The 16,687-nt window shown below is 43.8% G+C and carries 15 protein-coding genes; 12 read left to right on the top strand and 3 right to left on the bottom strand.

Annotated elements, in window-relative coordinates; genetic code table 11:
- Nucleotides 1–29: 29 nt before the first annotated feature.
- The 3 genes from trpB to R7P69_RS11795 all read left to right on the top strand — a co-directional run bounded on the left by trpB (nt 30) and on the right by R7P69_RS11795 (nt 2,918).
- The gene (trpB, locus tag R7P69_RS11785; RefSeq protein WP_206970709.1) at nt 30–1,220 is read left to right on the top strand and encodes a tryptophan synthase subunit beta; all 1,191 of its coding nucleotides are present in this window, start codon (nt 30–32) and stop codon (nt 1,218–1,220) included.
- Nucleotides 1,220–2,026, top strand: a complete 807-nt coding sequence (gene trpA / locus R7P69_RS11790; protein WP_130545111.1) for a tryptophan synthase subunit alpha — start codon at nt 1,220–1,222, stop codon at nt 2,024–2,026. The genes trpB and trpA overlap by 1 nt, the downstream gene beginning before the upstream one ends.
- A gap of 196 nt (nt 2,027–2,222) precedes the next feature.
- Nucleotides 2,223–2,918 (top strand): Crp/Fnr family transcriptional regulator, encoded by a 696-nt coding sequence (locus R7P69_RS11795; protein WP_206970710.1) that lies wholly within the window; start codon nt 2,223–2,225, stop codon nt 2,916–2,918.
- 126 nt (nt 2,919–3,044) lie between these two features.
- Here the strand turns inward: R7P69_RS11795 and R7P69_RS11800 are convergent, their stop codons facing one another.
- The gene (locus R7P69_RS11800; protein WP_206970711.1) at nt 3,045–4,586 is read right to left on the bottom strand and encodes a long-chain-fatty-acid--CoA ligase; all 1,542 of its coding nucleotides are present in this window, start codon (nt 4,584–4,586) and stop codon (nt 3,045–3,047) included.
- 543 nt (nt 4,587–5,129) lie between these two features.
- Here R7P69_RS11800 and R7P69_RS11805 point away from each other — a divergent pair.
- From R7P69_RS11805 to R7P69_RS11840, 8 genes are all read left to right on the top strand, one after another.
- Nucleotides 5,130–6,389 (top strand): dicarboxylate/amino acid:cation symporter, encoded by a 1,260-nt coding sequence (locus R7P69_RS11805; protein WP_005376774.1) that lies wholly within the window; start codon nt 5,130–5,132, stop codon nt 6,387–6,389.
- A 156-nt stretch (nt 6,390–6,545) separates the two neighbouring features.
- A complete protein-coding gene (locus tag R7P69_RS11810; protein WP_213896693.1) occupies nt 6,546–7,730 on the top strand; it encodes an acyl-homoserine-lactone synthase in 1,185 nt (394 codons plus the stop codon).
- Nucleotides 7,723–10,263, top strand: coding sequence for a hybrid sensor histidine kinase/response regulator (locus R7P69_RS11815; protein ID WP_206970713.1), 2,541 nt, complete (start codon nt 7,723–7,725; stop codon nt 10,261–10,263). The genes R7P69_RS11810 and R7P69_RS11815 overlap by 8 nt, the downstream gene beginning before the upstream one ends.
- A 111-nt stretch (nt 10,264–10,374) precedes the next feature.
- Complete coding sequence (locus R7P69_RS11820) at nt 10,375–10,617, top strand: hypothetical protein (protein ID WP_206970714.1); 243 nt, start codon at nt 10,375–10,377, stop codon at nt 10,615–10,617.
- Nucleotides 10,618–10,815: 198 nt separating this feature from the next.
- A complete protein-coding gene (locus R7P69_RS11825) occupies nt 10,816–11,379 on the top strand; it encodes a septation protein A (protein WP_149192439.1) in 564 nt (187 codons plus the stop codon).
- A 226-nt stretch (nt 11,380–11,605) separates the two neighbouring features.
- Entirely contained in the window at nt 11,606–12,001 is a 396-nt protein-coding gene (gene yciA, locus R7P69_RS11830) for an acyl-CoA thioester hydrolase YciA (RefSeq protein ID WP_005376768.1), read from the top strand.
- A gap of 115 nt (nt 12,002–12,116) precedes the next feature.
- Complete coding sequence (locus tag R7P69_RS11835; protein WP_017634695.1) at nt 12,117–12,413, top strand: YciI family protein; 297 nt, start codon at nt 12,117–12,119, stop codon at nt 12,411–12,413.
- A 3-nt stretch (nt 12,414–12,416) separates the two neighbouring features.
- Nucleotides 12,417–12,809, top strand: a complete 393-nt coding sequence (locus tag R7P69_RS11840) for a GspS/AspS pilotin family protein (RefSeq protein ID WP_206970715.1) — start codon at nt 12,417–12,419, stop codon at nt 12,807–12,809.
- Nucleotides 12,810–12,942: 133 nt separating this feature from the next.
- Here R7P69_RS11840 and metE read toward each other — a convergent pair whose 3' ends face one another.
- Nucleotides 12,943–15,225, bottom strand: a complete 2,283-nt coding sequence (gene metE, locus R7P69_RS11845) for a 5-methyltetrahydropteroyltriglutamate--homocysteine S-methyltransferase (protein WP_213896695.1) — start codon at nt 15,223–15,225, stop codon at nt 12,943–12,945.
- Between the two features lie 281 nt (nt 15,226–15,506).
- On the opposite strand from metE, the gene metR reads away from it, so the two are divergent.
- Complete coding sequence (gene metR, locus R7P69_RS11850; protein ID WP_065274681.1) at nt 15,507–16,418, top strand: HTH-type transcriptional regulator MetR; 912 nt, start codon at nt 15,507–15,509, stop codon at nt 16,416–16,418.
- A 21-nt stretch (nt 16,419–16,439) separates the two neighbouring features.
- Here the strand turns inward: metR and R7P69_RS11855 are convergent, their stop codons facing one another.
- On the bottom strand, nt 16,440–16,640 hold the full coding sequence (locus R7P69_RS11855) for a DUF4250 domain-containing protein (RefSeq protein ID WP_005376762.1): 201 nt from the start codon (nt 16,638–16,640) through the stop codon (nt 16,440–16,442).
- Nucleotides 16,641–16,687: the final 47 nt, after the last annotated feature.

Raw genomic sequence — 16,687 nt, forward strand, 5'->3', positions numbered from 1 at the left:
TAGCGAAAAATACGAGAAGGAATATAACGATGGCAAAACTGAATGCCTACTTTGGCGAATACGGCGGTCAGTACGTTCCGCAAATTCTAGTTCCAGCACTGGAGCAACTAGAGCAAGCGTTTATCGACGCGCAAGAAGATCCAGAATTCCGCAGCGAATTCATGACGCTTCTCCAAGAGTATGCGGGCCGTCCAACGGCTTTGACTCTAACTCGTAACCTAACCAAAGGTACGAAAACCAAACTGTACCTAAAACGTGAAGACCTACTTCACGGGGGCGCGCACAAGACCAACCAAGTGTTAGGTCAAGCTCTGCTTGCAAAACGCATGGGTAAAAACGAAATCATCGCAGAAACAGGCGCAGGCCAACACGGTGTAGCAACTGCACTAGCGTGTGCGCTGCTTGGCCTTAAGTGTCGCGTTTACATGGGTGCAAAAGACGTTGAGCGTCAAAGCCCGAACGTATTCCGTATGAAGCTAATGGGCGCAGAAGTTATTCCTGTCCACTCGGGTTCAGCAACGCTTAAAGACGCATGTAACGAAGCGCTACGCGACTGGTCTGCAACTTATGAAGACGCGCACTACCTACTAGGTACAGCGGCAGGTCCTCACCCATTCCCAACCATCGTGCGTGACTTCCAACGCATGATTGGTGAAGAAACGAAGAATCAGATTTTGGCACGTGAAGGCCGTCTTCCTGATGCGGTTATCGCATGTGTGGGCGGTGGTTCAAACGCTATCGGCATGTTTGCTGACTTCATCGAAGAAGAAAGCGTTCGCCTAATTGGTGTTGAGCCAGCAGGTAAAGGTATCGATACTGACCAGCACGGTGCACCACTTAAGCATGGTAAAACAGGCATCTTCTTCGGTATGAAAGCGCCATTGATGCAAGATCCAAACGGCCAAGTTGAAGAGTCTTACTCAGTATCTGCTGGTCTTGATTTCCCTTCAGTTGGTCCACAACACGCCCACCTAAACGCAATCGGCCGTGCTGAATACGACAACGTAACAGATGATGAGGCGCTAGAAGCATTCCAAGAGATTGCGCGTCACGAAGGCATCATCCCTGCTCTTGAATCTTCTCACGCCGTGGCACACGCACTACGTATGGCTCGAGAGAACCCAGAGAAAGAACAATTATTAGTCGTTAACCTATCAGGTCGTGGTGACAAAGACATCTTCACCGTACACACCATCTTAGAAGAAAAAGGAGCAATCTAATGAGCCGTTATGAGAAGATGTTTACGCGCCTAAACGAAAAGAACCAAGGCGCATTTGTACCGTTCGTAACGGTTTGCGATCCAAACGCCGAGCAGTCTTACAAAATCATGGAAACACTGGTCGAGTCTGGCGCAGATGCCCTTGAACTCGGTATTCCATTTTCAGATCCTCTTGCGGATGGCCCGACTATCCAAGGTGCGAACATTCGTGCTCTAGATTCAGGCGCAACACCGGATATCTGCTTCGAACAAATTGGTAAGATCCGAGCTAAGTACCCAGAGCTACCTATTGGCCTTCTGATGTACGCGAACCTTGTTTACTCTCGTGGTATCGAGAACTTCTATGAGCGTTGTGCAAAAGCAGGCATCGATTCTGTTTTGATTGCAGATGTGCCAACTAATGAAAGTGCCGAATTTGTTGCTGCTGCAGAAAAGTTTGGTATTCACCCAATCTTCATCGCACCACCAACCGCAAGTGATGAAACACTGAAGCAAGTATCAGAGTTAGGTGGCGGCTACACTTACCTACTCTCTCGTGCAGGTGTTACTGGCGCAGAAACCAAAGCAAACATGCCTGTAGGTCATATGCTGGATAGACTGAACCAATTTGATGCACCACCAGCGCTACTTGGTTTTGGCATCTCTGAGCCAGCACAGGTGAAACAAGCACTAGAATCTGGCGCCGCTGGTGCAATTTCTGGTTCAGCCGTGGTCAAAATCATTGAAGCGAACGTTGAGCAGCCACAAATTATGCTCGACAAGCTAGGTGAATTCGTTTCTGCAATGAAAGCTGCCACTCAAAAATAATTTCAGTTTGATATGACACAACAACGCCCGCTTAACATTATGTTTAGTGGGCGTTTTCTTACTATCGCGTTTATACCACGTCATTTTTTGTTCAACGCCCGCACTTTCCAAATCTATCTCAAGCAGAGCACTCAAAGAGTGTTAAGCTTGGGTAACTTAACTAACTCAATAAAGCAATGTGCAGTAAGGTTGCTACATGGAAGAAGTCAAAACACTGCTAGCCAAATGTCCTGTACTATCAGGGCTGCCAGATAAAGGGCTTAGTGAAGCAGCGCAAATGACTAAGGTTCGCAGCTTCGACGAAAAAGCACTGATTTGCAATAAAGGTGCGCTTCAATCTTCTCTTATGGTCATAGCTCAAGGTGCAGTGAGAGTGAACTCAATTAGTTCAAAAGGCAAAGAAGTCACACTGATGATTTTCGAAGCTGGTGGCTGGTTTGGAGACAATGTTTTTTCTCCCGGCATGCCTCGTATTTTTGGTGCGACCGCGCATTCGGACGTGACTGTAATGGAGCTTCCTGGAGATAAATTTCGCCAATTACTCGCCAAATACCCTCAAAGTTACCCCACTATACTCGACTTACTTAGCCGCCGCTTGTGGTCTGCTATTTCTGTTATCGAAGATGACGCGATTAGAGGAATTGAAGAACGAGTCGCCAAAAGGTTGCTGCTACTTGCTGAATACCAACTTAATCAAGCGATCGATACTCGACCATGCGTTGTCAGGGTAACAAGAGAACATATCGCTAACATGATGGGGCTAACTCGTCAGAGCGTACACAAGATACTAAAACGATTAGAAAGTATTGGGATGCTAGAGCTAAACTATGGCTCAGTAACCATTACCAATCCGAAACGCTTAGAAGAATACTTTAAAGAACTCGAGCAATAGATCCATTCAACAAACGGTAAGTATTGTCTAACGATAGCTAAAAACCTTATGCATCTAATTGGTCAAGAGCACAACACCATTTGCACTTAGGCAAGTGGCGCTGCGACACAAAAACCATTGAATTGACTAAGCTATATTCAATTCAGATTTCAACTCACGTTTCAAAATCTTTCCTGTCGCACTCATCGGGAGGTGTTCACGAATTTCGACATAACGAGGATATTTAAACGAGGCTAATTGCTCTTTACCCCACTTTTGTAATGAATCGGCGTCAATGTATTCTTTTGGTTTAAGTACAACGTAGGCTTTTATCTCTTCGCCATACTCTTCATTTGGAATCCCTATCACCGCGACCATTGAAACGGCAGGATGAGTCATGAAAACTTCTTCAATTTCTCTGGGATAAACATTAAATCCACCTCGAATGATCAGATCTTTCATTCTATCGACAATAAATAAATTACCTGAACTGTCAAAGCGGCCCACATCACCAGTATGGAACCAACCATTTTGTAGCGCAGATTCAGTAACTTCTGGGCGGTCAAGATATCCCTTCATAACATTATGACCACGCACAACAATCTCACCTTCTTCGCCTATCGGTAGTGCATTGCCTTCAATGTCGATAACTCTTACTTCGACGCCTTGAACCGGTTGACCTACCGAGCCTGGTATTCGCTCCTGATCTAAATGATTAAAACATGCAATAGGACTTGTCTCCGACAACCCGTATCCTTCTAAGATCGGCACATTAAATGTTTCTTCAAAGGTTCGAAAGATTTCGGTTGGTAATGGCGCACCACCGCTTACTGCAACACGCAATGACGAGGTATCAAATTGATGCTGCACATGAAGCAGACCGATGTACATCGTTGGCACACCAGCAAATATCGTCACCCTATGTTTTTCCACCAGCTCAAGAACATGTTTAGGCTCAAACCTAGGCACTAACACCAATGCTGCACCGCCCAAAACACTAGCATTTAAGTGGACGGTTTGACCAAATGTATGAAATAAAGGCAAAGTTACTAAGTGAATATCATCGGCCTGGCTGCCCATAATGTTTTGTGCCACCAGAGCGTTCATTATGATGTTCTGCTGAGTCAGTTCAGCGCCTTTTGGTAAGCCTGTCGTCCCTGATGTATACAAAATCACACATGTATCATCCGCATTACGCGGTATATAATCCGGCAACGGTTGGACATCGGCTATAAACGCATTGAGAGTTATTACACCATTCCAATAGCTTTCATCTTGAGATTGAGTCAATACGACTATGCCTTCGCATGTATCGACTTGTTCAAAGGCTTTGACACCCTCTTTTGCCATTGGCAGTTCTTTCGTCCCTTCAAAGCAGAAATAAAACTTCGCTTTTGAATCTTCTAAGTGATACTTAATTTCTCGCGCTTTCAAAAGCACATTTAATGGGACTGCAACCGCGCCAGCTTTTTGTATTGCATAATAAACAAACGCGAAAAAAGGAATGTTTGGGCATGAAATCGCAACGCGGTCACCTGGCTTTACGCCTTTATTGATTAAAGACGCTGCGATCTTGCCGGCGATCGCATCAAACTGCGCATAATTTATCTTTTCAGTGCCACATATCAACGCCGTTTTATCTGGTTTACTCGCAGCATTTCTTTGTAACGCAGCAGCAAGATTCATCATAGTCTCTTCACCTCTTACTTGTCTTTCTCGTCTAATCAGCTCAGGAGCATTAACTAAGCAAGTTATCCTTAACACTGGATCGTCAGCATTTGATTCTCACCAGTCATTACCATTTAACATTATGTTTACAACGCAATCAGGACTAAGAATGTAAAGCAATTAACATTTCAGAAGGCAAATTAATAAAAGTGTGAGCTTGAAAGAGATGAATTGTTATAAATATCACCCCAAGTCACTAAAAACTCTGACTGCAATAGCAAATACAAAAGCGGTTAAAATTAACAAAAAGAAAACAAATAAAGAAAAATAAACTTGAACAATCCCAAGCGTAACCCTTATAAGAAAAATCAATAGCAAACGTTTGCTATTGAACAAAACTTTATCGTTCGTCAATAAAATATCGATTAATCCATCAATAATACCTTGCTGCATATTGCCAATTGTAAACGATAAGTGTAAAAAGCAAGGCGAGATAATTATCCGTAAATCCATTTATGGTTAGTGGGTAATTTTAGGATTTTACATTTTATTAGCACAGAGGTTATGGAAGTGTTAAAAGAAAAGAGTTTGCTAAACAACATTGGCGTACAAGTCGTAATCGCCATGATCGTGGGCACAGCCGTTGGTGCCATGATGGGTCATGATGCGACAGTGTTCGCTCCTTTAGGTGCTATCTTTATCAACTTAATCAAAATGTTGGTTATTCCTTTGGTTGCTGTAGCCTTGATTTCTGGCGCCGCTGGTCTTGGGAACAGCCAGTCAGCAGGTAAAGTTGGTATCGTCACTCTAGGTTATTTTGGTTTAACATCCGCCCTAGCCGTTGCGCTTGCACTATTTATGGGTGAAGTATTCCAACCAGGCATGGGTATCGACGTCTCTGGCGTTGAAGGCATGTTCTCAGCAGAATACGCTTCAAAAGGTGAACTACCGACTTTCTGGGCAACCATCACTGGTATGATCCCAACCAACGTTTTCCAATCACTAAATGAAGCAAACATCCTACAGATCCTCGTTTTCTGTATGTTCTTTGGTATTGCGATTTCTAAGCAAGCAAAAGAGCGTCGTGAACCAATCATCAATGGTGTTAACTGCATCGTTGACGCAATGGTTTGGATGATCAACAAAGTAATGATCATTGCACCTATCGGTGTATTTGGTCTGATGGCAGAAGCCGTCGGTACGTTCGGTTTTGGTGCGCTAATGGTGGTGTTTAAACTGTTCGTTGTTTACGTTGCCGCCATCCTAATCTTCGGTTTCGTTGTTTACCCAGCAATGGTGCATGTTTTCACGAAGACATCTGCGAAGAAATTCCTGTCTTCAATGAAGAAACCGCAAGCAGTTGCGCTTTCAACAGCGTCTTCTATGGCAACACTGCCTGTTACAATGGACACCTGTGAAAAAGAGCTGGGCGTAAAAAATTCAACTGCATCATTTGTTCTGCCTCTAGGCGCAACGATCAACATGTCAGGTAATGCGATTTACTATGGCTTGGTTGCTATCTTCTTTGCTCAACTGTTCAATATCGATCTAGGCATGGGCGCTTACATTGCAATTATCGTAACGTCTACATTGGGTGCGGTTGGTCAAGCGGGTGTTCCTGGCCCTTCTTTCCTAGTGGTTGCCGTGCTTCTTGCCGCTGGCATTCCAATTGAAGGTCTACCGCTGCTATTCGCTCTTGACCGTATTTTCGATATGATTCGTACAGCACTGAACATCACAGGTGATGCTGCATGTGCAGTTATCGTTGATGCGCTAATTGAAGAAGAAACGGCAGAAGCTGAGCTAAAAAAGCAAGAAGCCTAACCCTTTCTTGAATAGACCAAAAACCGCTCATAATGAGCGGTTTTTTTGTCTTTTCTTGCATTACGTAACTATACAAATAGAAACCGATGGCATAAATTTTTCAAAATGATATAAACCATTACAAAATATAACAAAACGTTAGAGCTAGGTTATATCATGAGTCTTGAGCAATCTTTGGAATATCTCACCAAAATAAATTTGCCGATCGAATCAAAGCAGCAGGCCCTGGTTGACTCAGTTATTCTTACCCTAACGAAACAAAAACGAGATGCTCTTTTTCAACAGGTTGCTCTGTATCGAATAAAACTGCTTAAATCTCTCTTTCCTAAACACGCATCAAAAAGTCTTTCTGCACTATTTGAGTTAATGGATTATCGAGATTTAGTGCAACAGTATCCGACAGGTTTCTCCAAAGAGATTCGTTTACTTGAACAACTTGCCGCAGATTGTTACCCGCATTGGATGGTTTTCTGGTGTCAATGCGAGATCGAAGCAATCAAGCAAAAATATCCTTCAAACGAAGCTGCGATTCCTACTCCGCTTCCGTTTGACGACCACAGCTATACTAGCGTGTTAATTGAAGATATCGCAGATTGCGATCTTGAGGTAATGCTGCCAAATCATGCAGCGTTAATGCCGATTTCCGAAGCGATCACACTGAGTAATCTTGAGCTTTTCGTCCAAACTGAACAATGGTTTGAAATCTTGCCTCTTTTATCACTCTCGCAAAAAGGGCAGCACTTTGCCCTCTTGCTCAAATCGTCATCTTCACCAATCATGGTCTCCTCCGCTTTAGTGCAAAGCTGGCATCAACGAAATAACTGGCTCAGTTACTCACCACAGTTTAGTAACGAACAATGGCAGTTTTGCTTTCCTAATCATGGGTACAGTGTTCTCAATCAACTGGGTATTTTGAAGTGTCGTGCTCTAACTCATGAGCACACTCTTATTGAGTTTGATGCTCAGTTTCAATCTCGTGTAAAGAACAGTGAAGCGGTTTGCGAAGTACTGCGTCTTACGGTGGGAGGCAACATTCAACAAAAGCTGTATTTTTTGTATCTGGCGCAAAAAACTATGATGAGCGAGCTCTATAAAGCAGGCTATAAGCTCGGCTTTACCATTATTGAGCAAGTATTTATGTTAAATTTCTATCAATCTATTGATTTAAGTGCCTACTTTCACTCAGGATACCGCGACATTAACGGTGACGGTACCAAGACATACCGCGGTTTCTGGAATTTAGGTATGATGGTTGAAGCATTTCAAGACATACAATTTCGCGACTACAAACATTGCGTACGAACAAAAAGAATGGATAAAAAGGTGAATGAGCATGCTTGATGTTCATTTGCACGGTCTCTTTTACCCAAAAGCAATGGCATTGTACGCGACTGTACTAATAGTATTCGCTTGGCTACTGTATTACTGCTATCGCCTAAAACAGAAGAGTGAATCAATCTTAGGCTCGCATCACGCGCCTTACATCGCTTATTCCAGCTGTATCATTGTTTGGATAAGCAGCAACGCCTATTTCCATACCGATTTATTGCCAGAATTAGGCTCTGTTGGTGGCATTTTTATGGCTAAGTTAGCGAACTTAGCGTCTTTTTTCGCCTTTGCGTTTGCATTCTATTTTTCTTGCCAGTTAACCGCAGATGTTAAAAAAACAGCGGTCAAAGTCTGGCAAAAAGTCGTCTTTGTCGCACTAGCAACGTATTCACTGTACATCAACTTAGTGCCGAATCTTACTGTCGAAAATGTCACCATTAGTGGTCCAAGCCAGTTCGTCATTGAATTTGGCCCACATACCTCATATTTTTTCATTAGTTTGCTAGCTTTCGTGGTACTAACGCTGCTTAACTTGATTGCCATGCGCGCTAACAGCAGCAAGCTCACGCTAGCAAAAAGCAACTATATGATCGCTGGCATTTTGGTATTCATGTTATCTACGGCAGTGATACACCTTGGAATGACGTATTTCCTTGGCGACTTCTCCCTAACTTGGTTACCACCAGCACTTTCAATCAGCGAAATGTTGTTTGTGGGCTATGCCCTACTTACCTCTCGCTTCTACAGCGCTAAATATCTCACGTACTTAACGGTAAGCGCGCTCTTAGTCTGCGCCATTTTTGTTCTACCGCTAGGGGCGATATTTATTCCTATCTCTGAAGATAACCAATGGCTTGTTGCGGTACCTTTATGTGCGCTTATCGGTATCACTTGGCACTTGCTTTTTAAGCGAGTCAGTCGTTACGCTTCGTATTTTATTTATGGGAAACGACACACTCCCGTTCAGCAAATCCTTGGGTTAGAGGAAGAGTTTAAACGCTCAATAGATGATGCTATGCGTCAGTTGGCATCGTTACTTAACATACCAAACAACAAGCTACAGCTAGTCACTAGCAATTACACAGAAACGTTTTACGAAGAGTACCTGCCGTCAAGCAAGTCAGTTCTCGTGCTTGATGAGTTGTCTGAAGAAATTGATTATGCCTCCTCTTCTAAAGGGTCGATGAGAAAGCTCTACGAGCGTATGCGCTCAAGCAATACTGCGCTCGTTATGCCTCTCTTCGGTCGTGGAAAATCTGTTACTCACTTGCTGATTTCTTCACATAAAATAGATAATAAGCTGTTTTCTAATGAAGAAATCTCAGCTCTGCAAACGTTATTAGTTCGCATCCAGAGCACCATTGAAGCCGATAGAAAGGTACGCCAAAGCCGTGCGCTGGCTAACTCCATTGCACATGAAATGCGTAACCCTCTCGCTCAAGTACAATTACAATTTGAAGCTTTAAAACAGCATATAGAGTCAAACGCCTCACTGGATACGCTAAAAAGAGAAATTGATAAAGGTGAAGCCGCTATACAACGCGGTCGACAACTTATCGATATTATTTTACGAGAAGTTAGCGACAGTTCACCAGAGCATGAGCCTTTAGCTCTCACTTCCATACATAAAGCCATCGACCAAGCAGTAAGCCGTTATGGTTTTGAAAACGATCAAATAATAGAGAGAATTAACCCGCCACAGGCACACGATTTTGTCGCGAAGTTAAATGAGACCCTGTTTAACTTTGTCATTTTCAATTTGATTCGTAACGCTATCTACTATTTTGATTCTTATCCCGACAGTCAAATTGAGATTCGTACCCAGACGGGGGCTTACGAAAACATTCTGATCTTCCGAGATAGTGGGCCAGGTATAGATAGCAGTATCTTACACAAGATATTTGATGACTTTTTCTCGTATCAAAAAAGCGGAGGCAGTGGCTTAGGTTTGGGCTATTGCCAACGTGTTATGCGCTCCTTCGGAGGACGAATAGAGTGCCAGTCTGAATTGAACGAGTTCACAGAATTCTACTTGTATTTCCCAGTCGTACCAAACGCACCAAAACCAGAGACATTAAGAGCACCGGACTTTGATAGCTGGAAAGCAACTGCATCACATTCTGAAAATCATTCAGCTCAACACGTACAAGTATGTAAAGATGCACCAACAGTGCTCATTGTAGATGACAAAGAGGTGCAACGCACCTTGGTACAGATGTATTTAAAAAGATTGGGAGTCAACAGCTTACAAGCAAATAATGGAGCCTCTGCGGTAGAACTATTCCACTCTCACAAGATTGATCTCGTTCTTATGGATGTCCAAATGCCGGTAATGAATGGATTTGACGCAAGCCAACGGATTAAGCAAATCACATCCTCCGTTCCAATCATTGCCTTATCTGGTGAGTCTGGAGCTAGAGAGTTGGAGCTAATTTCGACACTCATGGATGACAGGCTCGAAAAGCCCACCACGTTAAATGCACTTCAAGTCGTCATCCAAAGATGGTTACAGAACGAGAATTTTGCACCTTCCAACACTTTTTAATTTGCAAATATAGAATTGGCACTAGATGTGCATTATTGGAGTAAATCGAATTATCCAGAAGGTCAAGCAGGCTGCAAATGAGTAGCGTATGAGCTTGATAAGGAGATCGCCATGTTACTTCATCGACATACATACTACGGCTTGATTCATCATGGAATCAAAACACTGTTAATTGATCGCTTAGGCCACTATACAGAAGAAGAGTATCATCAATATCTGACCCTGATGACTGGTAAATCCACTTGCTTCACGATGTCTCTCGAAGAGCTAGAAGCAACGGTCGATAACTTACTGCGGGAAGGCTATTTAGAAGATGTAAAAACGCTTATTTCCCAATATCAACGTGTGGCTTAAGGTTTAAAACTCTCAACTCTATTGCCGCTTCACGCGGCAATTTTTATTCCTTCCATTTGCTGTTTCGACGTGGAAGAAGCTTGCGGTCTATACGATATACTAAGCGTTACTATTCTTACCTTAACTTCCTCAGTATTCACATCTTGTCAGATTCCGTTAGACTGTCTTCAATTCAATAATTAGGTAGATTTTGCCATCATGAAGCAGATCCTAGACTTTATACCACTCATCATTTTCTTCGCTTTATACAAGCTGTACGACATCTACGTGGCGACAGGTGCACTGATCGTAGCAACAGCCATTCAGCTTGTCGTCACCTACGCGCTGTATAAGAAAGTCGAAAAGATGCAACTAATAACATTTGTTATCGTCACTATCTTCGGTGGCATGACCCTTTTCTTCCACGACGACAATTTTATAAAGTGGAAAGTCACCATCATTTACGCGATTCTGGCGATTGGCTTAGCAGTGAGCCACGCATTGGGAAAATCAGCCATCAAAGGTATGCTAGGCAAGGAAATTACGTTACCTGACGCTGTTTGGGCAAAGATTAACTGGGCTTGGGTTGGCTTCTTCTCATTCTTCGCTGGCCTAAATATTTATATTGCTTACGAATTGCCGTTGGATGTTTGGGTTAACTTCAAAGTATTTGGAATGTTGATCGCGACATTTGCCTACATGATTGTGACTGGCTTTTACATTTATAAACACATGCCAAAAGAACAAAAAAATAACTCATCCGATGTGTCCACTGATGATTAAAAACTCAGTTTTGCTATAATCCGCGACTTCACAGCGACCTTAGGGTCGCTGTTTTGCTCCATGTATCAGTAAACCGCTCAAACAATGTACCGTTTTCAGACCATTCTTGCTGCTGTAAACCAACTTTCTCTGGTCCGGTATCTGCGGTTTTTTTAAGGACCTTTGGTTCTAGGTATTTACTATGTTGGCGCTTAGTTTGAGCGTCTTTAAGATTTAGGATGTCACAATGAGTCAAGAAATTAGCTCTCCGAAAGGTCAAATGCTGCTTCGTACCCTTGCAATGCCTGCAGATACAAACGCCAATGGCGATATTTTTGGCGGTTGGATAATGTCTCAGCTCGACTTAGCGGGCGCGATTCTGGCAAAAGAGATCTCTTGTGGTCGCGTTGTCACCGTTTCGGTATCAAGCATTACGTTCAAAAAACCTGTTGGTGTGGGCGATGTCGTATGCTGCTACGGCGAATGCACTAAGATCGGCCGCACATCCATGAGTGTCGATTTGGAAGTATGGGTCAAACCCGTCAAAGCTCACGGTGTTGGCGAACGCTTCATGGTTTGTGATGCGACCTTCAACTACGTAGCCATTGACAGTGAAGGTAAACCACGTCCGGTTCAGAATTAGTCAACCTACAACGCTAACAGTTAGAAAGGACCTCACATTTTCTGTTGTTCACTTGTGAGAGACACAAAAAAGGCGTTAAATTAACACTTTACCCTACCAATTAAGGAACTATGCTATGTGGTATGTCATCTTTTCACAGGACGTTGAGAACTCGTTGGAAAAACGCATGAGCGTTCGCCCACAACACTTGGGTCGCTTACAAAAGCTACAAGACGAAGGTCGCCTTCTTACAGCTGGTCCGATGCCTGCGATAGATTCTGACAATCCTGGTGAAGCTGGATTTACGGGCTCAACTGTCATCGCTGAATTCGCCTCTCTAGAGGATGCTAAAGCGTGGGCAGAAGCCGATCCTTATGTAGCGGCTGGTGTTTACGATCATGTAATCGTGAAACCGTTCAAAAAAGTGTTTTAATTTATGAAAAAATTACTGTGTCTTTTCTTGGTAGTTGGTGCTCTGGCTGGCTGTTCATCAACCGATGATAATCAGCGCCAACTTGAGCTTATGGCATCAAACCGAGCAGGAGTCTTGTCTGCGGGCCTCCCTTTAGAGTACGGTCCACTGCAAATAATGCGTGTCTCATCCAACAAAAATGTTGTAGAGATGATGATGATTTATAACGATAGCGCACTCGGTGCAAAGCCGTTAAATCAAGTACTGAATACCAGTATCTATACCTACTGCAGCAACCCAGAAGTTCGCAAGCAAATTGATATGGGCTTGATGTATCGTATTAAGGTACGTAATTCTCGCGGTCAGTTGATGGCAGATGAGTTGGTTTCCGCACAGACTTGTACTCAGGTGAAGTAGCTACAGTAATTTTTGTTGCTTTCGGCATGAGACGATGATTCGCTATTATTGGATAATCTGAAAACGAAAGTTAACAATTAAGAATAGAAAAACGGAGACCACAGTCTCCGTTTTTATTTGCTGTAACGATGTGTTACGCCAGCTCAGCACGGAGCTTCTTCGCCGCTGAAACCAGATTTGCCAATGCGGCTTCTGTCTCCTTCCAGTTTCGTGTTTTCAGACCACAATCTGGGTTTACCCACAAACGTTGAGCCGGAATTTTTTCTGCCGCTTTCTTGATTAAACCTTCAATCCATTCTTCCGTAGGAATGTTTGGTGAGTGAATGTCATAAACACCAGGGCCAATTTCGTTCGGGTAATTGAACTCTTCAAATGCTTTCAGCAGCTCCATATTTGAGCGAGATGTTTCAATGGTAATGACGTCCGCATCGAGTGCCGCAACCGAATCAATGATTTCATTGAACTCGCTGTAACACATATGAGTGTGAATCTGAGTTTCTGGTTTTGCACTTGCCGCAGAGACCTTAAAGGCATTTACGGCCCATTCTAAGTACGCTTTGTGATCGCGTTTTTTGAGTGGTAAACCTTCTCGAATGGCTGGCTCATCAATTTGAATGATATTGATGCCTGCATCTTGCAGGTCAGACACCTCATCACGCAGTGCCAAAGCAAGTTGCTGCGCAATTTCTTGACGTGTGATGTCTTCACGTGGGAACGTCCAACACAAAATCGTAACTGGTCCAGTCAACATGCCTTTCATCTGTTTGCTGGTTAGCGACTGGGCGTACGTCGACCATTCAACCGTGATCGGTTTTTCACGTTCAATGTCAGCAACTACAATGGCAGGTTTCACACAGCGAGAGCCATAACTCTGTACCCAACCAAATTTGGTCGTTTGAAAACCCGCCAAGTTCTCAGCGAAGTATTCCACCATGTCGTTACGCTCTGCTTCACCATGAACAAGCACATCTAGGTCGAGCGCCTCTTGACGTTTTACTGCGTCAGCAATATGTCCTTTAAGTGCTTGGATATATTCAGACTCAGATAATTGACCTGTACGATAAGCACTGCGCTGAACACGAATTTCACCCGTTTGAGGGAAAGAACCGATTGTCGTGGTTGGCAACAGAGGCAAGCCCAATACTTCAGCTTGATGCGCAGCACGCTCCGCGTAAGGTGCGCTGCGCTCGGCAAGTGACGCAGTAATACTGTTTAAACGTGCTTGAACTTGTGGCTTATTCACATGCGTTGCCGTTTTACGTGCTTTGATTGGCTGGCTGTAGGTATCACAAGCGAGAATCGCATCTTGATCACCATCGAGTGCGCGGCCAAGCAAGGCGACTTCTGTTACTTTTTGTTTTGCGAACGCAAACCAGCTTTTCACTTCCTCACTGAGTTCTGTTTCCTGTTCCAGATCAACCGGGCTATGTAGCAAAGAGCATGAGCTCGCAACCCAAAGGTTGTCGCCCAGTTTTTCTTTTACTGGCTGTAGACGTTCAAGTTGGGCACTTAAATCCGAACGCCACACGTTACGACCGTTGACCACGCCAGCAGACAGCACCCACCCCTCCGGTAGTTTGGCAACCACGTCGTCAAGCTGCTGAGGCGCGGCAGATAAATCGATATGTAAACCATCCACTGGTAGCTTTACAATTTTGTCTAGCGTATCGCTTATAGAGTCAAAGTACGTCGTTAGCAGCACTTTTACATCGCTTCGAATCACTTGGTACGCTAGCTTGAACGCATCAGCCCATTTGCTTTCTAGCTCCAGAGACAAAATTGGCTCATCAATCTGAACCCACTCAACACCTTGACTTGCTAGCTTTGCCAAAATAGCTTGGTAAGCAGTAAGTAAGCGTGGTAGCAGGGTTAAGCGGTCAAACCCTTCTTCGACCTCTTTGCCCAAGTAAAGGTAACTGACTGGACCAAGCAAAACAGGCTTCACTTGGTGGCCAGCTTGAAGCGCTTCGTTGACTTCTTCAAACAGTTGCGGCCAGCTCACTTCAAACGTATCGTCCTTGCTGAACTCAGGGACAATGTAATGGTAGTTTGTGTTGAACCATTTGGTCATATCCGATGCCGCATCGCCCGCACAGCTGCAACCCGCCTGAGATTGACCGCGACCCACTTTAAACAACGTATCCAGGTTAGGGAAACCATCAGCGTGACGCTTTGGCACATGACCTAATAGCAACGTGGTCGTCAGTACATGATCGTACCAAGCGAAGTCGCCAGCGGTGGCAAAACTCAGACCAGCATCCGTTTGTGTTTGCCAGTTTTTGGCGCGTAGATCTGCCCCAACCTTTTTAAGCTCAGCTTGATCAATTTCTCCTCGCCAGTATTTCTCCTGAGCGAATTTTAATTCTCTTTTTTCACCAATGCGTGGATAACCTAATATGTGAGTCGTTGTCGCCATGTCCCTATTCCTTTCTCAATTTTGTTCAATTTGTTTGGATCAGAGCATCTCTCGGTAAAGAATAAGATGTCTGGATGGCTAAACTATCGCTCTCATCTGATATTAGAACAACGTCCATTTATTCAACTTGTTTATTAAAAAAATTCATCATGAAGCGACATGATTCGCAAATAAAAACAACAAATAGACGTCTAGACGTTTACATATCCATTTTTTGTCGTTAAGTTATTTACACGATTGCTATTCTGTTCATAGCGAGCAACAAAGGATGAAAGGAATTCATGATAGAGCTAAAACATTTGCGGACACTCACTTCGCTTCGAGACACTGGCTCTCTAACGGCGACAGCGACCGCTTTGCATCTCACTCAGTCGGCACTGTCTCATCAGATCAAAGATTTGGAGGCGCGAATTGGAGGGCAACTGTTCCTGAGAAAGACTCGTCCGGTGAAGTTCACTTCAGAGGGAGAAATCCTATTGCGTCTTGCAGAAGATATCCTTCCGAAACTCGCAAGAGCAGAAAATGATTTAGCGAGCTTGAAAGAGGACGTCAATGGCCGATTACATATGGCCATTGAATGTCACTCTTGCTTCCAATGGCTAATGCCTGCACTTAGGGAGTACCAACTTGCTTGGCCTAGCGTAACATTGGACTTTTCCTCTGGTTTTGGCTTTGAACCACTCCCAGCTCTATTGGCAGGCGAACTCGATCTCGTTATTACTTCCGATATCCAACCTCGATCTGAAGTCCACTACGAGCCTCTATTCGACTTTGAAATGCGTTTAATTACCGCAACCAACCACCCATTGGCGGAAAAAGACATTATTGATCCGCAAGATCTCGCAGATCAAACCATGCTCTCTTATCCGGTTCAAAAACAAAGGCTAGACGTCGTAAAACACTTTCTTCAGCCAGCAGGAATAGAACCTGCGAAATGGAAGCAAGCCGACAACACTCTCATGTTAGTTCAGATGGTCTCTGCTGGATTAGGGGTGGCGGCACTACCCAATTGGGCGATTTCTGAATTTTCTCGCCAAGGTCTTATTACCAGTAAACCTTTCGGCCAAGGCTTATGGCGTCGCTTGTTTGCTGCAACGCGTCACTCAGAGAAAGAAAAGCGTTACTTACAAGCTTTTTTCGCAACCGCGAGGCTACAATGTAAAAGCCACCTTGACGGAATCAAGGTGGCTTAAAAGATTTGGGTTATGAAAGGCTTAGCGTTGATATGCTTTAAATTGGTTAGTCAATGGATCGTACTGATAACCGAGCATATCAAGCTTGCCGACTACAGACTCTACATCCATCTCATACACTGATACTAACTCGTCAAAACTGTCGCACTCTAAACGTAGCTTTTCGTTGACGATACCTAGCAAAATAGTGCTGTCCAGATTACCTACATTGCTTAAATCCATCGCGACTCTCCTCTTCGACAAGGTATATAAACAAGCGTAGTAGTAAT

This window comes from Vibrio sp. 661, assembly GCF_033339315.1.
In the GTDB taxonomy this organism is placed as follows: Bacteria; Pseudomonadota; Gammaproteobacteria; order Enterobacterales; family Vibrionaceae; genus Vibrio; species Vibrio alginolyticus.